This window comes from Parapedomonas caeni (assembly GCF_041060555.1).
Taxonomy (GTDB): Bacteria; Pseudomonadota; Alphaproteobacteria; order Sphingomonadales; family Sphingomonadaceae; genus CAUJIW01.
This window is the reverse complement of sequence record NZ_JBEUDS010000005.1, coordinates 1-22,035: the sequence shown is the minus strand read 5'-3', so window position 1 is coordinate 22,035 and position 22,035 is coordinate 1. Positions and strand designations below refer to the sequence as shown.

The 22,035-nt window shown below is 67.2% G+C and carries 19 protein-coding genes; 1 reads left to right on the top strand and 18 read right to left on the bottom strand.

The window, feature by feature from the left end:
- Positions 1–2: 2 nt before the first annotated feature.
- From ABU113_RS05155 to ABU113_RS05140, 4 genes are read right to left on the bottom strand one after another with little or no spacing between them, the layout of a single operon-like run.
- On the bottom strand, positions 3–809 hold the full coding sequence (locus ABU113_RS05155; protein ID WP_454558423.1) for an alpha/beta fold hydrolase: 807 nt from the start codon (positions 807–809) through the stop codon (positions 3–5).
- Positions 802–1,464 carry an isochorismatase family protein gene (locus ABU113_RS05150; protein ID WP_454558422.1) on the bottom strand — a complete coding sequence of 221 codons (663 nt, stop codon included), beginning with the start codon at positions 1,462–1,464 and terminating at the stop codon, positions 802–804. Before ABU113_RS05150 ends, ABU113_RS05155 begins: the two co-directional genes overlap by 8 nt.
- A 4-nt stretch (positions 1,465–1,468) precedes the next feature.
- Entirely contained in the window at positions 1,469–3,391 is a 1,923-nt protein-coding gene (locus tag ABU113_RS05145) for a hydantoinase B/oxoprolinase family protein (RefSeq protein WP_454558421.1), read from the bottom strand.
- A gap of 16 nt (positions 3,392–3,407) precedes the next feature.
- On the bottom strand, positions 3,408–5,462 hold the full coding sequence (locus ABU113_RS05140; protein WP_454558420.1) for a hydantoinase/oxoprolinase family protein: 2,055 nt from the start codon (positions 5,460–5,462) through the stop codon (positions 3,408–3,410).
- 228 nt (positions 5,463–5,690) lie between these two features.
- Here ABU113_RS05140 and ABU113_RS05135 point away from each other — a divergent pair, with 228 nt between their 5' ends.
- On the top strand, positions 5,691–6,437 hold the full coding sequence (locus ABU113_RS05135; RefSeq protein ID WP_454558419.1) for a GntR family transcriptional regulator: 747 nt from the start codon (positions 5,691–5,693) through the stop codon (positions 6,435–6,437).
- Positions 6,438–6,534: 97 nt separating this feature from the next.
- On the opposite strand, the gene ABU113_RS05130 is transcribed toward ABU113_RS05135, so the two are convergent.
- From ABU113_RS05130 to ABU113_RS05065, 14 genes are all read right to left on the bottom strand, one after another.
- Positions 6,535–7,659 (bottom strand): CaiB/BaiF CoA transferase family protein, encoded by a 1,125-nt coding sequence (locus ABU113_RS05130; RefSeq protein ID WP_454558418.1) that lies wholly within the window; start codon positions 7,657–7,659, stop codon positions 6,535–6,537.
- A 12-nt stretch (positions 7,660–7,671) separates the two neighbouring features.
- The gene (locus tag ABU113_RS05125; protein ID WP_454558417.1) at positions 7,672–8,832 is read right to left on the bottom strand and encodes a CaiB/BaiF CoA transferase family protein; all 1,161 of its coding nucleotides are present in this window, start codon (positions 8,830–8,832) and stop codon (positions 7,672–7,674) included.
- A gap of 80 nt (positions 8,833–8,912) precedes the next feature.
- Positions 8,913–10,241 (bottom strand): amidase, encoded by a 1,329-nt coding sequence (locus tag ABU113_RS05120; RefSeq protein WP_454558416.1) that lies wholly within the window; start codon positions 10,239–10,241, stop codon positions 8,913–8,915.
- A 66-nt stretch (positions 10,242–10,307) separates the two neighbouring features.
- Positions 10,308–11,552, bottom strand: a complete 1,245-nt coding sequence (locus tag ABU113_RS05115) for an MFS transporter (RefSeq protein ID WP_454558415.1) — start codon at positions 11,550–11,552, stop codon at positions 10,308–10,310.
- A 96-nt stretch (positions 11,553–11,648) separates the two neighbouring features.
- Positions 11,649–12,272, bottom strand: a complete 624-nt coding sequence (locus ABU113_RS05110) for an SAM-dependent methyltransferase (protein WP_454558414.1) — start codon at positions 12,270–12,272, stop codon at positions 11,649–11,651.
- Positions 12,273–12,447: 175 nt separating this feature from the next.
- The gene (locus tag ABU113_RS05105; protein WP_454558413.1) at positions 12,448–14,223 is read right to left on the bottom strand and encodes a hypothetical protein; all 1,776 of its coding nucleotides are present in this window, start codon (positions 14,221–14,223) and stop codon (positions 12,448–12,450) included.
- Positions 14,220–15,311, bottom strand: a complete 1,092-nt coding sequence (locus ABU113_RS05100) for a protein-glutamate methylesterase/protein-glutamine glutaminase (protein WP_454558412.1) — start codon at positions 15,309–15,311, stop codon at positions 14,220–14,222. The genes ABU113_RS05105 and ABU113_RS05100 overlap by 4 nt, the downstream gene beginning before the upstream one ends.
- A 4-nt stretch (positions 15,312–15,315) precedes the next feature.
- Positions 15,316–16,188: a CheR family methyltransferase gene (locus ABU113_RS05095; RefSeq protein WP_454558411.1), complete on the bottom strand. Its 873-nt coding sequence runs from the start codon at positions 16,186–16,188 to the stop codon at positions 15,316–15,318.
- 125 nt (positions 16,189–16,313) lie between these two features.
- Positions 16,314–16,787: a chemotaxis protein CheW gene (locus ABU113_RS05090; RefSeq protein WP_454558410.1), complete on the bottom strand. Its 474-nt coding sequence runs from the start codon at positions 16,785–16,787 to the stop codon at positions 16,314–16,316.
- A 19-nt stretch (positions 16,788–16,806) separates the two neighbouring features.
- Complete coding sequence (locus ABU113_RS05085) at positions 16,807–18,618, bottom strand: methyl-accepting chemotaxis protein (RefSeq protein WP_454558409.1); 1,812 nt, start codon at positions 18,616–18,618, stop codon at positions 16,807–16,809.
- Positions 18,619–18,695: 77 nt separating this feature from the next.
- A complete protein-coding gene (locus tag ABU113_RS05080; RefSeq protein ID WP_454558408.1) occupies positions 18,696–19,175 on the bottom strand; it encodes a chemotaxis protein CheW in 480 nt (159 codons plus the stop codon).
- Between the two features lie 11 nt (positions 19,176–19,186).
- Positions 19,187–21,172: a chemotaxis protein CheA gene (locus ABU113_RS05075; RefSeq protein WP_454558407.1), complete on the bottom strand. Its 1,986-nt coding sequence runs from the start codon at positions 21,170–21,172 to the stop codon at positions 19,187–19,189.
- Positions 21,169–21,537, bottom strand: a complete 369-nt coding sequence (locus ABU113_RS05070; protein ID WP_454558406.1) for a response regulator — start codon at positions 21,535–21,537, stop codon at positions 21,169–21,171. The genes ABU113_RS05075 and ABU113_RS05070 overlap by 4 nt, the downstream gene beginning before the upstream one ends.
- 16 nt (positions 21,538–21,553) lie before the next feature.
- The gene (locus ABU113_RS05065; RefSeq protein WP_454558405.1) at positions 21,554–21,856 is read right to left on the bottom strand and encodes an STAS domain-containing protein; all 303 of its coding nucleotides are present in this window, start codon (positions 21,854–21,856) and stop codon (positions 21,554–21,556) included.
- Positions 21,857–22,035 lie beyond the last annotated feature (179 nt).

Here is a 22,035-nt window from a genome sequence, read left to right as displayed (position 1 = left end):
GCTTACACCCGGTCGTAGAAGGCGAACAGATGCTGCGAGAACAGGCTGCGCTGTTCCTTGCCGGCCAGCACGTGGGCCGCGCCCTCGATGGTGAAGCTGGTGGCGTTGGGCAGCGCGTCCTCGATCGGCCTGGTGGTGCGCGGACCGGTCACGATGTCGAGCGGCGCGTGCATCACCAGCGCCGGCAGCGTCACCGTCTTCAACTGCTCGACCCCATCATAAATGACGCTGGCGGCGATGAAGCGGGCGTGAGTGTCGATCTTGCCCATCAGTTCCCGCCACGGCCCCTGCGGCCCGATCAGCCGGGCGGCGTTGGCGTTGTAGTAGTCGGCGCTGAACGACATGGCGCACACCAGCCGCTGGAAGGTCGCCCAGCCGGCATCGCGATGGACATCGAGGAACAGGTTGAGCTGGTCCTCCAGCAGCGGGTCCATCTTCACCCAGGCGCCGGTGTTGACCAGCGAGCGGCCAATATCCGGCCGGCGTACCGCGATCTGCTGGCAGACGCAGGCGCCGATGCCGACCATGCCGAGCAGGTGGACGTTGCGCGCGCCAACGGCGTCGAGCACGGCGATGGCGTCGTCGGCGTACATCTCCATGGTCGCCGGCGTGTCGTAATTGTCGGTGGAATTACCGATGCCGCGATAATCCATCAAAATGACCTGATAGCGCTCCAGCAGGCCGAACGGCAGGCCCGCCGTGTGGCCGTGGCAGAACGTGCCCCAGCCGCCCAGGCAGAGAACGGGGTCGCCCTCGCCCAGCACTTCGTAATGAATGACGGCGCCATCAGGGCGTTTGAGTTCAGGCATTGGTCTGTTGTTCCCCCTTGATCGCGGCGAGCACCTCGTCCAGCCCCACCACGTCGGCATAGCGCCGCCCGACGTCGGCGAGATTGGCCTGATGCGCGCCGAGTTCCTGGTCACCACAGCACGGTTCCGGCACGATGACCCGGTAGCCGTAGGAAAAGGCATCAACGATGGAGGCCCGCACGCAGCCGCTGGTGGTGCAGCCGGTGACGATCACCGTATCGACGCACTGGCGCACCAGAAACGTCTGCAATGGCGTGCCGAAGAAGATCGACGGCGCGCCCTTGATGAAATGGAAGTCCGACGGATCGGCGACGCGCGGATCGAGCTCCATGCCGGCATCCCCGTAGAACATGTCCTGATAGACCGAGCTGACCTTCCAGTAGCCCATGTCCCGCCGGCTGCCCCAGCCGACGCTGCAGGTGGCGACAGGCAGACCCTGGGCGCGGGCCACGGCCAGCAACCGCGCGGTGTTCTCCACCGCCTGGTCGACATGCCCTGAGCGGCCCATGGGGTAGGCCTTGTCGGTGAACGAGCGCTGGAAATCCACCACCAGCACGGCCGGGCGCCGGCCGAAGCCGATGCGCCCTTGGCCGTAGCCGGCGGCGGCAAAGCCGCCGGCCGGCGCGGCGCGGTCCGGGGAAGGCGTATCGCCCACGCGCCTACTCCGCCGCGTGACGCTGCGGCAGCGGCGCCGCCTTGCCCTGCTTGCGGAACCAGGCGATGGCGATCGGCGACGGCTTGGGGTCGACCGGCGGCTGAAGGCCGGTTTCCGCCACGCAGCTGGCACGCAGTTCCTCGACCGGCGGGCCGAAGTTGAACGCCGTCGGCGCCGGACGCGCGGCACGCATCTGGGCACGCAGCACCTCGGTGGCGGCGACATCCACCACGCCGTCCGCCGACACCACGGCACCGTAACGGCGCGCGCCTTCAACCGTCACCAGGCCCGCCTCGACGTCGTAGGCAATGGCGTCGAGGTCGCGCTCCAGCGGGTCACCCCAGCCACCGCCGCCCCAGGTGTCGAAGATCAGCCGGTCGCCGGGCTTGACGAAGATGTGATCGATCTTCGACGGCAGGATTTCCTGCTCGCCCGTCGCCCGCACCAGCAGCTTGCGGCTACGCGTGCCGGGCTCGCCGCCCTTGACGCCCCACGGATAGGTCAGCCAGCGGTCGTCGTGGATGGAAATCTCGCCCTCGACCTCGAAGACATATTCCGTGCGCACGCCGTTGCCGCCGCGATGCTTGCCCGGGCCGCCGGTATCCGGCAGGGATTCGAAGCGATCGATGCGGATCGGGAAGTAGGCCTCGATATATTCGTTCGGCACGTTGCGGAACTTCGGCCACAGCGAGTGACCGTCCGGCCCGTCGCCACCCGGCTTGCCGGGGATGCCGCCGAAGCCGATCTGGAACAGCAAGAACCAGTCGTCGCGCTTGTCGAAGCCCGAATACATGAAGTGCGGGCTGTCGGAAAAGCCTGCCGCCACCAGGAAGTCGGAGTTCGCCGAGCCGAACAGGCCGCTGATGATGTCGAAGATGCGGCCCAACGCGTGGGTGCGGCCATTGAGAGCCGCCGGCGCGATCGGGTTGAGCAGCGTGCCCTTGGGAATGCGCACGTCGATGAGATCGATATAGCCGTCGTTGAGCACGATCTGCGGGTCATAGACGTTGACCATGAACTGGCCGCAGAACATCTTGAACATCCGCTCGTTGAGCAGGAAGTTGACGCAGCCGGCCGATTGCGGATCGGTCCGGGTGAAGTCGAAGATCAGCTTGTCGCCCTCGCGCCACATCTCGCAGCCGAGCTTGTAGGGGCCAAAGCCCATGGCGTCGTCGCAGATCCAGTCCTCGAACACCACCTTCTTTTCCGGCATGGTCGAGACGATCAGCGAGCGCATGGCCTCGCGGTTGCGCTTGAGCAGCTGATCCTGGGCCGACACCAGCACGTCGGGGCCGAAGCGGTCGGCCATCTCGATCAGACGCGCGGCACCGGTGCGGCAGGCCGACAGGATGGCGAAGAAGTCCGCCTCGTTCCAGTCCGGCGTGCGCGAGTTGCGCATCGCCATGCGCAGCAGATCCTTCTGCAGTACGCCCTTGGAGACGATCTTCACCGGCGGAATGACGATGCCTTCCTGCAGCAGGTCTGACGAGGTCACCGGCATCGAGGCCGCGGTCATGCCGGAGATATCCGACATGTGGCCGAACATCGCGGTCCAGCCAAGCAGGCGGCCCTGATAATAGACCGGCATGCAGAACAGCCAGTCGTTGAGGTGGCTGATCGCGCCCTGGCAGGCATAGGGGTCGTTGGTGAGCAGCACGTCGCCTTCGGAGACTTCGCCGTCGTAATTGTCGACGAAGCCATCGACCGGCGATCCGAACTGGCCGGCCAGCATCATGCCGTCACGGTTGGTGAGCACCGGAAAGCCGTCGCGCTGCTCGCGGATGATCGGCGAGATCGCGGTACGGAACAGGATCGCGTCCATCTGCACGCGGGCGTTCTGCAGCGCGTTCTCGATGACGTCGAGGGTGACCGGGTCCACATCGACCGTCGGCCAGGGCGTGGTATTGGTTTCGATGATCCGAGCCATCTTGTGCCTCCAGAACTCAGCGGTCGTCGCGGATAAGCAGGTTGCCGACGGTATCGACCGTGGCATGGCTGCCGGGCAGGATGAGCGTGGTGGAATCCAGCTCGGTGACGATGGCGGGGCCGTTGATGCGGTCGCCTGCGAGCAGCTTGCGCCGGTCGTAGATGATCGCCTCGTGCCAGGCGCCCTGATCGAAGACGCGGGTGGTGTGCACCGCCGCGCGGGACACGTCGCCATCGCCTTGCGCCAGCTCGATCTGGCCGACATTGGCGCCCGGCCCCTGCGCGATGACGCGCAGGTTCACCAGTTCCTTGGCCTTGTCGAGGCTGAAGTTGAACATCTGCTCGTGCAGCTGGTCGAACCGCTCGGAGGCCTTGGCGAGGCCATGTTCGGCGAACTCGGCCGGCGGCACCGCCACCGTGATGTCGGCCGACTGGCCGGCATAACGCAGGTCCACCTGATAGATGATTTCCTGCTGGTCGGCCGGAATGCCCTCGACGTCGAGCGTCGCGCGCACCCGCTGTTCCAGCTCATCGAGGATCGATTTGAGCTCGCCCAGATCGATACCGTCGAGGGTGCGGATCATCGTGCGGGACGCCTCGTCGCGCAGGCGGGTGGTGGCGTCACCGGCCGCGCACAGCACGCCGGGGCCGCGCGGTACGATCACCGGCCAGGCCTGCAACAGGCGACCCAGCGCGTTGGCGTGCAGCGGACCGGCGCCACCGAAGGCCATCAGCGAGAAATTGCGCGGATCATATCCCTGCTCGACCGACACCAGACGCAGCGCCCCGAACATGTTCTCGTTGACGATGCGGATGATGCCCTCGGCCGCAGCCTCGACACTCAGGCCCAGGGCGTCGGCGGTCTTCTGCACCGCCGCCAGCGCCAGATCCCGACGGATGGTCATGTCGCCACCCAGCCGGGCGTCGGCCGGCAGATAGCCCAGCACGACGTTGGCGTCGGTCACCGTCGGTTCGGTGCCACCCTTGTTGTAGGCGGCCGGACCGGGCACCGCGCCCGCCGACTGCGGGCCGACGCGCAGCGCCTTGGTGAGCTCCGGCACCGTGGCGATGGAGCCGCCACCGGCGCCCACGGTACGCACGTCAACCGACGAGGCGCGCACCACCACGTCATGGACCACGGTCTCGCGGCGCACCTGCGCCTCGCCGCCCTCCACCAGGCAGACGTCGGTCGACGTGCCGCCCATGTCGAAGGTGATGATGTTGGGGAACCCCGCCTGCTTGGCGACCCAGATGGCGCCGGCGACGCCACCGGCGGGGCCGGACATCAGCAGGTTGACCGGGAAGTCGGCCGCCGACGCGGCCGTCGCCAGACCACCGTCCGAACGCAGGATGGACAGCTTCACCTCGCCGGTGCGCGCTTCCAGATTGTTCTTCAGGTTGGAGACATAGCGCGAGACCACCGGCTTCACGAAGGCATTGGCGACCGTGGTGATGGCGCGCTCATATTCCTGCATTTCCGGCAGCGTGTCCGACGACACCGAAATCGACACATCCGGCAGTTCCTCGCGGACGATCGCCTCGACGCGCTTCTCGTGCTCGGCGTTGACGTAGCTGTTCATCAGCGAGATGGTGATCGAGCCGATGCCGCTACCCTTGAAGCGCTGCAGGTCGGCACGCAGCTTGGCCTCGTCCAGCGGGCGCACCACGTCGCCGGCTGCGCTGATGCGCTCGGAGGCCTCGATGGTATACTTGAGGGCAGCCATCGGCTTGCCCTTGACGAAATTGATCCAGCCCGACAGCGCGCCCGGCACGAACCCGCGCGCCAGATGCAGCACCTGCCGGTAGCCCTCGGTGACGATCAGGCCGACAGCGGCGCCATTGCCGGTCAGCACCGCGTTGGTGGCAACCGTGGTCCCGTGCATCACGTGAGTGATGTCGGCCATGTCGAGACCGTTCTCGCGGCAGGCCTTCTCGATGCCGGCGATCACCGCCTCGGAAGGATCAGCCGGTGTCGACGGCACCTTGGCGGTGAACGTCTTGTTCGCGCTCTCGTCGAGCAGGAAAATATCGGTGAATGTCCCGCCGACATCCACGCCAACCCGAAGCCCCATGATACTCCCTTTCAACTCGCTGGACGGACCTTGTTGCTCTCACGCCCTCCCCAGGGCTTGGCGGTCTCACGTCCCGTGCAATCAAGCTGACAAAGGCCGGCGCATTGGTCAATGGGAAAAGTTCGAACTTTTGTCCGGATTAGTTTGATTGATTGAATTTCGTCGCTTTTCGCGCGAAATACAGAGGCTGTACGCGGTGCCCCGTCACCGCCGGTAGAGGAGAGTCGTGTGACCAAGGCCAATGGCGGCCGCCGCCCCAGCCATGAAGGGGTCTATGTTCAATTGCGCGACCGCATCGATTCGGGCGAGTTCGCGGTTGGCGCCGCCTTCCCCACCGAAATCCAGCTCTGCGCCGAACTGGGCGCCAGTCGCTATGCCGTGCGCGGCGCGCTGCAGCAGCTTGAGGAAGAGGGCTTTCTCAGCCGCCGGCGCGGCGCCGGGACGACCGTCCTGCGCCACACGCCGATCGAGACATTCCGCCACGCGGTGGGATCACGCACCGACCTGCTGAATTATGCCCATGCCACCCACATGCTGTGGGACGGCCGCGAAGGCGTGCGCGCCGATGGTCAGCTTGCCCGCCTGCTGGGCTGCGACGAGATGCGGGAATGGCACTGCCTGCAGGGCGTGCGTCATGACGACCAGAACATGCCGCTGTGCATCGTGCGGGTCTATATTGACGCCACGCGCGCCACCATTCCGGCCGACGTCGATTTCTCCGACGACCCGGTCTATGAATGGCTCGATCGCAATTACGGCATCAAGCCGGTCGGCCTGTCACAGGATATCCGGGCCAAGCAGCTGACCCCGACGGAAGCCAACAAGCTGGGCGAGCCGGTGGGGGTGTGCGCGCTGCAGATCATCCGTCGCTACTTCGACAGCAACAACAGCATCTACCTGATCTCGGTCAACACCTTCCGGTCGCGCGATTTCGTCTACAACATGCGGCTGGAACTGAAGGAAACCGCCGGCTGACAGCCGCCAGGCAAGCTCGACGCCCACGTCGCATGGCGTGGGCGTCGCAAGCCGGCCGCTGGTCCGGCGCCCATGGCCCCGGACAGTGTTCCGCCCGTCAGTCGTGTGCCCAGCCGCGGGCGCGGATCGCCACGCCCTGTTCATCGAGCGTCGGCGCGTCAAGCCGGACCGTGCCCGGCTCGTCGGCGAACTTGACCGGCGTGCCGACCACCCGTCCGCCCAGGCCATCCGGCACCAGCATTTCACGCGCCGCCGCATGGGGGTGGTCGAAGGCTTCCGCCATGTCGAGCACCGGCGCCCAGCTGACCTCCAGTGTCGGCAGGAACCGGCACCAGTCGTCAAAGTCGCGCGACTTGAAAATCGCGCGCATCTCGCCGATCAACCGCTGCTGCACCGGCCCCGGCTCGGCCTCGGCCATTTCGATCAGTTCCTGCCGACCCAGCGCGGTCAGCAGCGAGCGGGCGAACTTCATCTCCCGCCCGGTCAGCGCGATGAACCGCCCGTCGCGGGTTTCATACAGATTGTAGAAAGCCGAGCCGCCGATCGAGCGATGGGTGGCGGTGGTCGGCGGCAGACCGCCGGCCAGTACCGGACCGGACAGATGCGCCGTCCACGCCATCAGCGCGTCGTACATCGAGGCATCGACGATATCGCCACGCCCGGTGGTGGACCGGCGATAGAGCGCCATCAGAATGCCGACCAGACCGTTCAGCGCACTGCCCATGTCGGCCGACGGCAGGCCCGGCACCACCGGCCGGCCATCGCCATTGTCGTTGATGGCGAGGAAGCCGGTGTAGGCCTGCGCGCCCATGTCGTGGCTGGCCTTGGGTGACAGCGGGCCAGACTGGCCGAACGCCGACAGCGAGCAATAGATCAGGCGCGGATTGCGCGCGCACAGCGTGGCGGCATCGATGCCAAGCTTGGCGGCAACGCCGGGGCGGAAGCCCTCGACGAACACGTCCGCCTCGTCGGCCAGCCGGCGCAGCACATCGACATCGTCGGGCTGCTTGAGATCGAGCACGATGCTGCGCTTGCCGCGATGCACGTTCTTGAACCAGATCGACAGGCCATTGGCGTCATAGGGGCCGAAGGCGCGGCTCGGTTCGCCGCCCGGCGGCTCGACCCGGATGACGTCGGCGCCGTGGTCGGCCATGATCTGGGTCATCACCGGCCCCGGCAGGAACATGCTGAGATCGATGACCTTGATACCGTCAAGCTTCACGCAAACTTCTCCTCAAGCCACATCGGTGTCGGCGGCGAACGCCTGGCGCAGCGCCGGTCCATCGGCGTCCAGCGCCGGGGCCGCCCGCTGGCGCAGCCGCGCGCCGTCGAGTTTCAACGGATTGGCGAACATCCGCAGCGTCCGCCCGACCGGATGATCCACCGGCTGCACCATGCCGGATTCAGCGACAAACGGGTTGTTGAGCGCGCCATCGAGCGATTCCACCGGCGCCGCCGGAATCTGCCCCTGCAACACCTGCATCCATTCCGCGCGGGTGCGGGTCATGAACACCGCGTCCAGCACTTCCGTCAGCACGTCGCGGTTGTCCCGCCGCGCCGCGATATCGGCGAAACGCGGATCCCGGCCCAGCTCGGGGCGGCCGATCAGCTCAACCAGGATTTCCCAGAATTTCTGGTTCATGCAGCAGATGTACAGCCAGCCGTCGGCGGTCTTGTAGAGCTGCACCGGCACGGTGGAGGGATGCGCCGAACGCGGCGTCTGCGGCGTGACGATGCCTTCGTTGAGGAACCAGGTGCCCTGGTAGGCCAGCTGGTGCAACGCCGCATCGAACAGCGACACGTCGACATCCATGCCCTTGCCGCTGTGCTCGGCGCCGCGAATGGCGCTCACCACGCCAAACGCCATCATCATGCCGGTCATGTAATCGACCATCGACAGTCCCACGCGGGTCGGCGGGCTGCCGGGGTCGCCCGTCAGCGCCATGAAACCGGCCTCGGCCTGCATCAGGAAATCATAGCCGGGCCAGTCGGCGCGCGAGCCGGTGCGGCCGTAGGCGGAAATATGACCGCAGACGATGCGTGGATTGACCGCCGACAGCGCGGCATAGTCGAGGCCGAGCTTCGCCGGCAGGCTGCCGCGCAGATTGTTGATGACGGCGTGCGACTCCGTCACCAGCCGGTGCAGCAGCGCCCGGTCGTCGGCCTGCTTGAGATCGAGCACCAGGCTGCGCTTGTTGAGATTGAAGCACTGGTAATAGAGGCTGTCACCGTCGCCCAGCGTCAGCGGCCCGGTCTTGCGGGCGAAATCGCCGTCGGCGCCCTCGACCTTGATGACCTCGGCGCCGAGGTCGGCCAGGAACATGGTGGCGTAGGGCGCGGCACCATATTGCTCGAAACTGATGATCTTCACGCCACTGAGCGGCAGTTCGGACATGATTCTCTCCCTCTTTGGCGGGAGACTGCCGAAAAGGTCAGATACAATCAATATAAATGTTCGAACTTTTGACCTTTGTCTCACGCCGTGAGAGGCACGCGGCGCCGGTGATGCTCGGTGGCCGCCTCGAAGGCGCGCGCGACGCGGAACAACAGCGCCTCCGCCCGCCAGGTCGCGGTGAGCTGCATGCCGATCGGCAGGCCGTTGCGGTCGAAGCCGCACGGGACGCTGAGCGAGGGCACGCCAGCCGCACCGATGTCATAGGTGTTGCGCGCGACAAGCCGGGTGGTCGCCACCATGTCGGCGGACTCCGACCACAGCGGCGCCGTCACCGGCGTCGTCGGCGTCAGCAGCAGGTCCACCGAGTCGGTGAACGTGTCGCGCAGCGCGCGCTGGAACTGCTGGAGCAGGCGGATGCAGTGGGCATAGTCGGCCCCACTGACCTGGTGGCCAAGCTCGATGCGCCGCACCACCTCGGCGCCGATGCGCGCGGCATGTCGCGGGTAGACGTCGCGACGGGCATCCGCGACGTCGGCGAGCACGAACTTGAAGGCGCCGCCACTGCGCAGCGTCTCGACGTCGCCCAGCGACACATCGACCACCGTGCAGCCAAGACGCTCCAGCACCCGGGCAGCCTCATCCAGCGCATCGGCGACACAGTCCTGCAGCCCGTCGTAGAAAAAAGCCCGTGGCAGACCGACGCGTAGCCCGCGCACATCGCCCTCCATCCCGACCAGCAACGGCGCCGGATCGTCGAACGACAGCGGATCACGCCGGTCATGGCCGGCAATCACCGCGTACAGGCGGGCGGCGTCGGTGACGGTGGCGCCGAACGGTCCCACCAGATCGCAGATGGTGCTGACGTCCAGCACGCCATGGTTGGAGACCCGGCCCAGCGTCGGCCGCAGGCCGACCACGCCGCACAGCGCCGCCGGCACCCGCACCGAGCCGCCGGTATCGGTGCCGATCGCCATCGGCGCGATGCCGGCCGCCACCGCCGCCGCCGAACCACTGCTGGAACCGCCGGTGATGCGCGCGGTGTCCCACGGGTTGCGACAGTTGCCGAAGGTGGCGTTCTCGCCGGTGGCACCGAAGCAGAACTCGCTCAGGTGCGTCTTGCCGAGCAGGGTGGCGCCAGCCGCCCGCAAGCGCCGCACGACCTCGGCGTCCTCCGCCGCGGGTTGCGCGTCCCGGTACACCGCCGAGCCATGGGTGGTCGGCAGGCCGGCCCAGTCGATACAGTCCTTGACCAGCACCGGCGCGCCGTCGAGCGGACCAGCGGCGGCGGCGGCCATCGCCTCGGCCTCGGGGTTGAGCCACAGCAGGGCGTTGATCGCCGGATTGAGCGCCTCGGCCACTGCCCGTGCCCGCGCCACCCGCGTCCTTGCGTCGTCCGGCCGATCTGTCATCGCATCATCCTCCCACGCCACAGCAATAGTTCGAACTTTTTCAGCCTATCCTAACGGGCGCCGGGGTCAATCATTCGCTGATGCACCGCCGGTCCGGCGGCCCGCCCGCCACTGCGCGATCAGCGCCGCGATGCCGCCGGCCAGCAGCAACAGGCTGGTCAGCGCGAAGGTCCGGCCGTAGCCGCCGGTCAGACCGAAGAGCAGCGCGAAACTCGACGGTCCGACCATGACGCCGACGAACACATAGACCAGCGTGCCGCCCAGGACGCTGCCGGCCTCGGCCGGCGGCGACTGGCGCAGCACCTCGGCCATGGCGACGCCGTTCCAGCCGTTCAGGCACAGCCCGAGAGCGCACAGCAGCGCCACCTGGACCAGCGGCGGCATCTGCGCCAGCCAGGGCAGCGACAGCACGGCGGCACCGCAACCAATGCCAATGACCGTCAGCACCTTCAGACCAGACCGCCAGCGGTCCGCCACCACGCCCCAGAAAATCCGCCCGACCATGCCGGACATCTGCACCGCCGCCGCCACCGAGGCGGCGCTGAGCAACGACCAGCCGGCATCGGCGACCAGCATCAGCACGGTGAATGCCGACAGCGACAACTGCACGGACGAGAACAGCAGGCCGATCAGCGCCAGCACCCGCAGCTCACGTCGTCGCCATACCAGCCGCTGTTCCCGCACCAGGCCGGCCAGAAAGGGAGCGTCGCGCCGGCGCTCCTCGCCCGGCATCGGGTGCCCCGACAACACCACCAGCAGCACCAGCGGCAAACCCGCGAGCAACAGGAACCCGAGGCGCCAGCCCACCACGGCGTCGAGCAGCGGCAGGCCAAGGCTGACCAGCACCGCGCCCAGCGGCACCGCGGCCTGCTTGACCGAAAAAACCACGTTGCGCCGTACCGCCGGTGTGACCGCGCCGAGAATCTGCGATGACGCCGGATTCTGGAAGCCATAGGCCAGGCCGATCATCAGCGTCGCCAGCACGCCCACAACCAGGTTCGCCGTCGCCAGCCCCAGCAGACCAAGGGCGAACATCAACAGTCCCGCCTGTTCTAGGCGTATGGCACCATGGCGACGGATGAAGGTGCCAGCCAGCCCCGAGCCGACCGCGCCGGCGCAGAACAGCAGACTGATCTGATAGCCGACCGCGTGGGCACCGACACCGAAGTCCGCCGCCACCCGCGGCGCAATCGGGGGCAGCGCCAGCGCCACGCTGGTCGCCACCAGTTGCACCAGGATGGTCAGCACCAATGCCCTGCCAAGATCACTGCGGGCACCGGCCAGCATATGTTCGAACAAATCACGGCCCATGCGCCAGCCATAGCCGGTCGGACGGCCGACACCAAGCGGCAAAGAGCACAAGCGGCAAAGAGCGGCTGCCCGGTCGCCTTCGCCGGCAGCGCACCGTCAGGCGCGTCTACGCACCACACAGTCAATCACGGCGGACAGGCCATTGTGGCCGGCCCCTTCACGCAAGGTCACCGTCCGGGCATCGAGCCGCAGGATCTCCTGATCAGCAAATGCCGCGCGCAACATTTCCGGCGTGTACAGATTCTCGACCTGCGCCGGCCCGCCGGTGCCGTATTGCAGCTGCTCGGGCGTGTAGCCCTGCAGCAACAGCAGTCCGCCGGGCGTCAAGGCGTCCAGCATGCGCGCGAACAGCCGCGCCCGGTCGGCGGGCCCGACGAACTGGACAAAGATCGCCGCCACCACGTCGAACGCTTCCCGCGGCCATTCCCAAGCCAGCAGGTCCACCTGCTCGAAGGCCAGCGAGACGCCCCGCCTGGCCGCCAGCTGCCGGGCCTTGTCCTGGGCGACCGGGGAGAAATCCACCGACAGGACGTCGAGCCCCTGTTCGGCGAGCCAGACGCCGTTGCGACCCTCGCCATCCGCCACCGCCAGCGCGCGCATCGCCGGGCGCAGCCGGTGACCTTCCCGTACCAGAAAGGCGTTGGGCGCCTCGCCGAACACGAAGTCCTCGCGGTCGTAACGCTGATTCCAGAACTGCTGCTCGCTGGCCGGCATGGTCATGCCTGTCTCCCGCTTGATGTTGACGCTGGATGGCCGGTGCCGCAGCACCGCGGCATCGGCCGTGCGGCCTCATCGCCGGAGCATGGCTCAACCAGCCGGGCCGCCGCAAGCGGCGTTACGGGCGATACGACGACAAGTGGGGGTCGCATGGCGCGCCGCTGCGGCCGCGCGAGGCTCAGAACAGCATGTCGTCGAGGTCCTGCACCGGCCCGGCGGCGGCAACTTCCGCCCTGTCGTCAGGGTCGCCGCCAACCGCCAGGCCTGTGCCGACAGCCGAGCCCGTAACGGTGCGATGCACCTCCCGCTCGCGGCCCATGGTATAGAGTGCCGCCACCGCCGCCAGCAGCGCCGTCATCGCCGAGGCGTCGGCATCAGCCTCGATCATCGAGGCGTCGGCATCAGCCCCGATACCGGCCACGTCGTCGAGCGCCCGAGCCGCCGCGCGCATCTCGGCGACGTGCAGGTCCTGGCCGGCGAGCTGGCAGCGGGCGTCGCCGATGAAGGCGGAAATCGCCGCGCTGTCGTGGCGCAGCCCACGCAGCAGGCCATCGACAACCAGGCAGGCCTCGCGCAGATTGGCCAGCGAGCGGTTCATCGCCGCCTGCAGATCAGCCATCGCCTTCTGGCTTGCCGAAGCCGACCGCCGTTGCGCGGCGATGCCCGCCAGATCGCGAATCGCCGCCATCGCCTGCGTCGACTCCGCCGCGGTCGCCTGCGAGCACTGCCGCAGCGTCAGGGCGATGCTCGACAGCGCCCGCCCCTCGTCGCCGAGCCGGGCCGCCTTCAGCCCGGCGTTGAGCGCCATGATCCGCATGTCGGCATCGAACGACTGCACCACCGAGACATAGCGCTCGAGATGGCCCACCGCCGTCATTACGGCATCGAGCACCGTCTCGGCCTCGCCGCGCGCCTGGCCGATATCACGCAGCACCGTATCGGCCTCGCGGACATCGCGCTCGAGATCGGCCATGAAGGAGGTGTCGCCGCCGTCGCCGATGTCGAGGCTGCGGGCCCCGGTCTCGACGATGCGGGCAGCGTCGCGCGCCAGCCCCTCCAGCGCCGCATCGAGGGCCGTAACGTGCTGCTCATGCTCGTGCGCGGTGTCCTGAAGTTGCGCTGCCTGCAGCGGCGCCAGGCCCGGCTGCAGCACCGGCGACGCCATCGCCAGCGCCGCCACCACATGTTCCAGCCGCTGTCGGCTGCTGTCGCCGACCTGTAGCGCCATCACCGCCGCACCCACGGTCTGACGCAGATCCCGGACCAGACCACCGACCTCAAGTGCGGCCGTCTGCACCCCCTGGCGGCGGGCCTCGATCTGCCGCAGATCGGCCGTCATTCGCGCCGGCATCCCGGTCAGCACCGCCTGCCAGCGGCTCTCGACGGCGGCATGAACGCCGTGCGCGGCCCGCAGTCGCCGCTCCAGCGCCTGCATCGCCCCGGTCAGGTCGTCGAGATTTTGCTGGGACACCGCAATCGACCGGCTGATCTGGTTGGCAAAGCTGGCAAAGTCGCTGTCCCCGCCCTGCAGGGCGGCGGCGGCGATGCGCGCGTTGACCACCAGCGCCACGATCATGCGCATGCTCTGGCCGATCCGGCCGATATACTCGAGGCCGTTACCGACCAGCGCGATCATGCGCGACAGCAGGGCATCATCACCGCCGTCGGCGCCGTCGTTCATGCCACCCAGCCGCTGCACCACCAGCGACAGATCAGCCGCCGCCTCGCGCATGCCGCTGCTTTCCAGAACGCCGCTCAGTGTCTCGAAATCCCGCGTCAGGCCACCCAGCCCGTCGATCGCCAGCTCGAGCTGCTGACCGGCGGCCACGAACTGCGCCTCCAGGCCGCTGGCGATGGCGTTGATCCTGTCGCCGACACCGGGCGTGGCGACCCCCGCACCCGCGCGGACGGCGGGCCGGGCAGTCAGGACATGCACAGCGGTCAGGGCGTTCATCGGTTTCCGAGCCTCATGATTTCTGCGGCGATCTGGCCCAGCGACAGCACCCGGTCGATGCAACCGGTGGCAATAGCCTCGCGCGGCATGCCAAACACCACCGAGGTGGCTTCGTCCTGGGCGACGGTGCTGGCCCCTGCGGCCTTGAGTTCCCGCATGCCCTGGGCGCCGTCGTCGCCCATGCCGGTAAGGATGATGCCGACGGCGTTGCTGCCGGCGGTGCGCGCCGCCGAGCGGAACAGCACGTCGACCGACGGCCGATGACGGCTGACCAGCGGACCGTCCTTGATGGCGACATGATAGCGCGCGCCGCTGCGCTGGAGCAGCACATGGCGATTGCCCGGCGCGATCAGCACGCGCCCGCGCAGCACCGTGTCGCCGTCGGCGGCTTCCTTGACGTCGCAGGCGCACAGGCTGTCGAGCCGGCGGGCAAAGGATTCCGTGAAGCGCTCCGGCATGTGCTGCACGACCACGATCCCCGGGCAATCCGGCGGCAGGCTTTCGAACACATGGCGCAGCGCCTCGGTGCCGCCGGTGGAGGCGCCCACGCAGATCACCTTCTCGGTGGTCCGTGCCATGGCGCCATGGGCCGGAGGCGGCGGCAGCACCGCATCGGCGGTCAGCCTGGCCTGAACGCGCGCCTTGTCGTCGGGCACCGCCGAGCGCGGCGGCGGCCGCCGGTTGAGCCGGGCATGCCCCGCCGCCCGCACGGCATCGCAGATGCGGACGCTGGCATCCTGCAGATGCTGCACCACGTCCACCCGTGGCTTGAGGATGACGTCGACCGCGCCGGCTTCCAGCGCCTGCAGCAGGGTCGCCGAGCCCTCTTCGGTGAGCGACGAACACATCACCACCGGAATGGGGTGCTGGCTCATGATCTTGCGCAGGAAAGTGATGCCGTCCATGCGCTGCATCTCGACGTCGAGCGTGATGACATCGGGCACTTCAGTCTGGATGCGGCGGGCGGCGACAAACGGATCGCTGGCCGAACCGATGACTTCCAGACGCGGGTCGGCGCTCATGATCGCCGTCAACGCCTGCCGGACGGCGGCGGAGTCGTCGACAATCAGGACGCGGGTTTTCTGCATCAGATCAGACCTTGCGGAAAACCGTGGCAACGACCTGCTTGAGAGGCAGCGACCGGCCGCTGAAGCTTTCGGAATGGCCAAGCACCAGGTGACCACCCGGGCGCAAATGCTCCGTCAGGCGCTCCAGCACCCGCTGCTGCGTCGGCTTGTCGAAGTAGATGAGAATGTTGCGACAGAAGATCAGGTCCATGTCGCGATCGACCGGGAAGCTCGAGTCCATCAGGTTGAGGCGGCCGAAATGCACCTGCGCCCGCAGCTCCGGCGCCATGCGGAACTGGCCGCGCGCCCGGCCGCGGCCCCGACGGGTGTACAGCCGGCGCAACTCCTCGGGGATGGGCTCCAGCATCGCTTCGGGGTAGATGCCATCGACGGCGGTGCTGAGCACGTCATGGCAAATGTCGGTGCCGAGAATATAGGTCGTCAGGTCCGGCACCCGCCGGCGCGCCTCGGCCATCAGCATCGCCAGCGTATAGGCCTCCGCCCCGGTCGAGCTGGCGGCGCTCCAGATCTTGATCGGCGTCGAGGCCCGCCCCCGCCCGTCCCCCAGCATCGCCGGCAGCAGATGGCTCATCAGGAAGTCGAAATGCTCCGGCTCGCGGAAGAAGTCGGTCTTGTTGGTGGTGACCACATCGATCAGATGCGGCGCCTCGTCTTCCAGACCGCCGTCGTCGAACAGGAAGCGACAATAGGCATCGAAGGTCGCCAGGCCATGGCTGCGCAGGCGCCGGCGCAACCGGCCCTCCAGCATGGTCTTTTTCGACATCGGCATCTTGATGCCGCTGTAGTCCTGAATGAACGCCGCCAGCCGGTCGAAGTCGCGCTGGCTGAGCTGCCCCAGACCGGGGCGCGGCCCCACCTCGACGTCGGCCTCGATCATGGTGTCGACAGAGCGCATCACGACCCCGGCCAGGGCGCCGGTTGCGCGCGTACCGGACGACGGAACAGACGGGTGCAGCATGACGATACTTCCCTGGTGTGAGCGGGTGTGGGCATCGTGCCGCCTCAGGCTGCCTCGGTGCCGATGAACATCTGCTGCTCGGTGGCGAACAGGCGGGCAAGGTCCAGAATGATGACAAAACCCTGACTGTTGCGCCCGATGCCGCGGATGTAGTCGGAGCGCCAGCGCACGCCGATGTCGGGCGCGGCCTCCACCGCGGCGGCTTCCAGCGCGATGACCTCGATCACCCGATCGGCGACCAGGCCCAGCACCAGCTCCCGCCCGGCCCCCGCCACCGCGGTGACCAGAATGCGGCTGCTTTCGGTGACCGCGACCTCAGGCAGTCCCAGTTTCCGGCGGAGATCGATAACCGGTATGCTCTCGTTGCGGACATCGATCAGGCCGCCGAAATAGGCCGGGGCCTCGGGAATGGCGGTCATGGGCCGCATGTCGAGAATTTCCCGCACAGCCTGAACCGGTACGGCGAAGACCTCCCGGCCCAGGCCAAGCGTGACATACTGTTCCATCGATTGCGTCATGGCGTTCGCCGATCCTCACTTACTGCATCCGCTCGAAGTCGGCATCACGGGCATCCGCGCCGCCGGTGCTCAGGTTGAGCGCGAAGCCGTTGGCATGGTGGGCATGACCGTTGGCCTTGACCGCCCGTGCCGACGTCGCGGCCTTGGCCGGCAGCGCCTTGCGAGCGGCCGTGGCCGGCTGCGCGCGCCGCGTTTCCGGACGGGCCGGGCCGCGTTGATCGACGGCATCGATGCGGAAGTAGGAGATGTTGGCCTGCAGACGCTCCGACTGCGCCGCCAGCTCCTCCGACGTCGAGGACATTTCCTCGGCCGCGCCGGCATTCTGCTGGGTCACCTTGTCGAGCTGCTGGATCGCCTGGTTGATCTGGTCCGCGCCGATGTCCTGCTCGCGGCAGGCGGCGCTGATCTCCGACACCAGTTCGGCCGTGCGCTTGATGTCCGGCACCAGCCGGGTCAGCATCTCGCTTGCTTCCTGGGCGGCCTTTACGGTCTGGGAGGACATGTTGGAGATTTCCGCCGCCGCCGACTGGCTGCGTTCAGCGAGCTTGCGCACCTCCGAGGCGACCACCGCGAAGCCCTTGCCGTGCTCGCCGGCGCGGGCGGCCTCGACGGCGGCGTTGAGCGCCAGCAGGTCGGTCTGACGGGCGATTTCCTGCACGATGGTGATTTTCTCGGCGATGATCTGCATCGCCTCCATGGCCCGGCCCACTGCCTCGCCGCTGGCCTGGGCGTCCGTGGCCGACTGGCGGGCGATCTTCTCGGTCTGCTGGGCGTTGTCGGCGTTCTGCTTGATGTTGGAGGCCATCTCTTCCATCGACGAGGAGGCTTCCTCGGCCGACGAGGCCTGCTCGGTGGCGCCCTGCGACAGCTGTTCGGCACCAGCCGACAACTGTTGGCTGCCCGAGGACACGGTGTCGGCGGCGGCGATGGCATCGGCGACGACAACACCCAGCTTGTCCACCATCCGCTCGAGCGCGATGCCCAGCGTATCCTGTTCCGACAGACGCTGCGGCCGCACCGTCAGGTCGCCGCCGGCGATGGCGTCGGCAACCGCCGCGGTTTCGCGCAGGTTGGCGGTCATGCGGGACAGCGCGTCGACCAGGTCCTTCACCTCGTCGTCGGAGGTCACCTCGACCCGGGCGTTGAGGTCACCGATGGCGACGGCGTCGGCGAGGTGAATGGCTCGCGACAGGCCACGGCTGATACCGATGGCGATGAAGGCCGCCGCGGCGGCGCCGATGGCCAGGGCGCCGAGCGCGAGCGTGATGAGCAGCGTGCGGGCCTGACCATAGGCCTCCTCGGCCGCCACCTGGGCCTGCCGGATACGCTGGTTGTTCAGCTCGACAATGCTGTTGAGGTGTTTCTCGGCGTTACGGCGGTAGGTGCGGCCCTCCTGGCTCGACAGGGTGTTGGCGCGCTCCGGCTGGCCGGCGAAGACGATTTCCTGCACCTCGTCCTGGACGGCGAGGTAGTTTTTCCATTCAGCCTGGAAGGCCGCGGCGCGGCGACGACCCTCTTCGCTGGCTGAACGGCGATACTCTTCCACCTCACTGTCGATTTTTTGACGGGTCTCCGCCATTTCCTGCGCGGACTTTTTCATCGACTCCCGGTCGGTGGCCAGAATGAGATTCTTTTCCGACCGGATGGCCTGCAGCATGTCGATCTTCATTTCCTGGGCCGTCTGGCCCAGTCGCACCGGGCCTTCGATCATGGCGGTCATGCCGTCATTGATGTGGCCGAGCTGGCTGACACCGAAATAGGACGACACGCCGGACAACACGATGACGGCACTGAAAGCGAGGCCGAGCTTGGCCTTGATGGTGAAACGCATGGGATTTCTCCTGGATCTGGGGTGCCCTGTTCGGGCTGCATGGGTCATGAGGGGCTGTTGGGTGGTGCGCGCCGATCTCAGTGGAGCGCCATGTCCGGCAGAAGCTGGCCCGTCAGGACCCGCTCGATGTCGAGGACGATCACGAAATCCTCACCGCGCTTGCCGACGCAGCGGATATATTCCGGCCGCCATTTCATGCCGATGGCCGGCGTTGCCTCCAATGTCTCCACCGGCAACTCGGTGACCTCGTGCACCTTGTCGGCGCGCAGGGCGATGGTTGTCGGATCGCCGTCGAGATCGATCTCGATGACGACGAAGCGGGAATCGATGGTCGCGGCCGCCGCGTTCATGCCGAAGCGCAGCCGCGGATCGGCCAAGGGCACCACCCGGCCGCGCACATTGATCAGCCCGCTGACGAACGGATCGGCGCCCGGCACGTCGGTGACGTGGACGGTGTCGAGAATTTCCCGCACCAGCCCCGCCTCCAGCGCGAAGGTCTCGCCGTTGAGATCGATGGTGAGCACCTGCAAGGCGCCGTCGATATTGCTCAGGGTCATGGCCGGCCTCCTCAGCTCGCCGCCTTCAGGCGCTCCTCGAGCGCCTGACCGAATTGCACCAGATGATCGACCTCAAGGATGAGCGCGCAGGTGCCGTCGCCCAGAATGGTCGCACCGGAGAAGGTGGCGACATTGGCATGCAGCTTCGACAACGACTTGATGACGGTCTGGTGGTCGCCCAGCACCTGATCGACCACCAGGCCGACCCGATTGTCGCCGGAGGACACCACCACCACCTTCTGGTAGGGATCGGGCGGCGTCGACAGGTTGAACAGCTCCCGCAGGCGCAGGAACGGCACCAAATCACCCCGGATGTTGAGGAAATTGCGCCCCTGCGACCGGCGATCATCGTCCGGCGTCAGCTCGACGCATTCTTCGACCGCCGACAGCGGTATCACGTAGCGACCGGTGCCGATGCGCACCAGCAGGCCGTCGATGATCGCCAGTGTCAGCGGCAGGCTGAGCACGATGTCGGTGCCGGCGCCCGGCCTGCTGCGCACGTCGATGGCGCCGCGCAGCGTTTCGATGGTTTTCTTGACCACGTCCATGCCAACGCCGCGACCGGAGACATTGGTCACCTGGGCGGCGGTGGAGAAGCCCGGCTGGAAGATCAGCTGCAGCAGTTCCGGGTCGGTGAGTTCGGCCTCCGGCGCGATGAGGCCGTTCTCCTCCGCCCGGCGGCGGATGCGCGCCCGATCAAGCCCGCGACCATCGTCGCTGATGGTGATGAGGATGCGATCCCCGGCATGACGCGCGGCGAGCTTGAGCGAACCGCTGGCGGCTTTGCCGGCGGCGCTGCGGTCGGCGGCATACTCCAGGCCATGATCGATGGCATTGCGGATCAGGTGCACCAGCGGGTCGGCCAGCCGGTCGATCACGGTCTTGTCGAGCTCGGTCTCCTCGCCGGACGTGGTCAGCACCACGTCCTTGCCGAGATCGCGCGACAGATCGTGGACCAGGCGGCGGAAGCGCCCGAACAGCGAGCCGATCGGCACCAGGCGAATGCCCATGGTGGTATCCCGCAGGTCAAGGACCAGCCGCTCGATTTCCTCGGCGATGGACTTGACCTGCTGGTCGTCGGAATGGGTTGCCACCTGACGCAGGCGGGCCTGGGCAATCACCAGTTCGCCGACCCGGTCCATCAGTTCATCCAGACGTTCGGCGGAGACCCGCAGGCTGGCGGTTGCCTTGTCGCTGTGGCGTTCATCGTTGGCGGCCACCGGCGCCGCCGGCGCAGCGACGGACGCTGCGGGGATCGCCGGTTCAACCACCGTCGGCGCCACCGGGGCGACGGGCGACGGCACGGCGCTCTCCTCGATGTCCAGCGTCATGTCGTCGAGCAGAAACAGGAAGACATCCTCGATCGCCGACTTCGGCGCCTCGGTCTCCAGTTCGATAACCCAGCCGAACGTGCAGACGTCGGGTTGCAGCGCGTCGAGCGTCGGCACGTCGTCGACGATTGCCGTGACCTCGGCCTCGCCCAGCGCGCGCAGCTCGTCCAGCAGCAGCAGCGGGTTGTTGCCGGTGGTCAGAGCATCCTCCGGCAGTTTGATACAAATGCGATAACGATGGCGTGCAGCGATCGGCGCAGTCGTCGGTGTCGACGTCGCATCGGTCTCGCCGCCATCGGCAATCACCGCGTCAAGGTCGGCCAGAATGGCCGGACCGCGCTGGGGATCGACGACATCCGGCGTTTCGATCAGCCGCCGGATATGATCGCGCGCGGCGAGCGCTACATCGATCAGCGCCGGCGTGGTCGCCAGATGACCCTTGCGCACGAGATCGAAGGCGGTCTCGACATGGTGGGTGAAGGCCGCCACGGCATCAAAGCCGAACATCGAGCCCGAGCCCTTGATGGTATGCAACGCGCGGAAGGCGCCGTCGATCAGATCGGAATCGTCGAGCGCGCCATGCAGGTCGAGCAGCGACTGTTCGAGCTGCTCCAGCAGTTCCTGCGCCTCGGTCAGGAACACGGCGGTGGGATCGTTGGCGGTCATGCCCCCAGCACCTTCTTGACCACCGCCACCAGCTGCTCCTGCTGGAACGGTTTGGTGACCCAGCCCGTGGCGCCGGCGGCACGTGCTTCCTTTTTCAGCTCGCCATCGGATTCCGTGGTGAGAAACAGGATCGGCGTGCCCTGATAACCCGGCAGCTTGCGCAGCTCGCGGATCAGCGCCATGCCGTTCATCACCGGCATATTGAGATCGGTGATGACCAGATCGGCCTGCCGGCTTCTGGCTGCGGCGAGGCCCTCCGCCCCGTCATTGGCCTGCACCACATCATAGCCCGCCCCGGCGAGGGTCAGCTTGACCATCTGGCGCACGCTCGGTGAATCGTCGACGCTGAGAATGAGCTTGCCCATACGCGTATTACGCCTCCTATTGGCGAGTCGATATTAGTGACTGAAATGTTTCGACCGGCAGGCCGGCCTGGCGCCACCGGCTCGCCAGTTCGCCGTCCGGCGTGGCGCGCAGCTGCAAACGCTGCCCGGCCGCTGCGGCCGAGCGGCACGCGCTCACCAGCAGCTGGACCAGCGAAAAATCGCATTTTTCTAGCAAAATCGCATCGATCACGAGATCGCCGGCGGTCATCGCGCCGCGTAGCCGGGCATGTAGTTCCTGGACGTTTCCCAGCGTCACGACAGGATCGAGTGTCAGCTCGGCGGTGGTCGACTTCGGCACGATGCCTCCTTTGCAGTCCACAAAAACTAGTCTGCTACGTCTTTAGTCGTAGTGACCTGCCCCGGGTAATTTCCTCCAGTTGCGATTAGAGTCCAGCCTACGGAAGGACGGACGAGATGAAGCGCAAGAGGTTTACAGAAGAGCAGATCATTGGTGTGCTGAAGGAAGCGGAGGCTGGC

Excerpts from the sequence above, each read along its gene's own strand:
- ABU113_RS05080 (WP_454558408.1), bottom strand. The coding sequence starts at position 19,175 with ATGACCCTGAGCAATATCGACGGCGCCTTGCAGGTGCTCACCATCGAT.
- ABU113_RS05125 (WP_454558417.1), bottom strand. The coding sequence starts at position 8,832 with ATGTCCGAACTGCCGCTCAGTGGCGTGAAGATCATCAGTTTCGAGCAA.
- ABU113_RS05155 (WP_454558423.1), bottom strand. The coding sequence starts at position 809 with ATGCCTGAACTCAAACGCCCTGATGGCGCCGTCATTCATTACGAAGTG.
- ABU113_RS05095 (WP_454558411.1), bottom strand. The coding sequence starts at position 16,188 with ATGATCGAGGCCGACGTCGAGGTGGGGCCGCGCCCCGGTCTGGGGCAG.
- ABU113_RS05085 (WP_454558409.1), bottom strand. The coding sequence starts at position 18,618 with ATGCGTTTCACCATCAAGGCCAAGCTCGGCCTCGCTTTCAGTGCCGTC.
- ABU113_RS05120 (WP_454558416.1), bottom strand. The coding sequence starts at position 10,241 with ATGACAGATCGGCCGGACGACGCAAGGACGCGGGTGGCGCGGGCACGG.
- ABU113_RS05115 (WP_454558415.1), bottom strand. The coding sequence starts at position 11,552 with ATGGGCCGTGATTTGTTCGAACATATGCTGGCCGGTGCCCGCAGTGAT.
- ABU113_RS05110 (WP_454558414.1), bottom strand. The coding sequence starts at position 12,272 with ATGACCATGCCGGCCAGCGAGCAGCAGTTCTGGAATCAGCGTTACGAC.
- ABU113_RS05075 (WP_454558407.1), bottom strand. The coding sequence starts at position 21,172 with ATGACCGCCAACGATCCCACCGCCGTGTTCCTGACCGAGGCGCAGGAA.
- ABU113_RS05070 (WP_454558406.1), bottom strand. The coding sequence starts at position 21,537 with ATGGGCAAGCTCATTCTCAGCGTCGACGATTCACCGAGCGTGCGCCAG.
- ABU113_RS05100 (WP_454558412.1), bottom strand. The coding sequence starts at position 15,311 with ATGCAGAAAACCCGCGTCCTGATTGTCGACGACTCCGCCGCCGTCCGG.
- ABU113_RS05140 (WP_454558420.1), bottom strand. The coding sequence starts at position 5,462 with ATGGGGCTTCGGGTTGGCGTGGATGTCGGCGGGACATTCACCGATATT.
- ABU113_RS05090 (WP_454558410.1), bottom strand. The coding sequence starts at position 16,787 with ATGACGCAATCGATGGAACAGTATGTCACGCTTGGCCTGGGCCGGGAG.
- ABU113_RS05105 (WP_454558413.1), bottom strand. The coding sequence starts at position 14,223 with ATGAACGCCCTGACCGCTGTGCATGTCCTGACTGCCCGGCCCGCCGTC.
- ABU113_RS05145 (WP_454558421.1), bottom strand. The coding sequence starts at position 3,391 with ATGGCTCGGATCATCGAAACCAATACCACGCCCTGGCCGACGGTCGAT.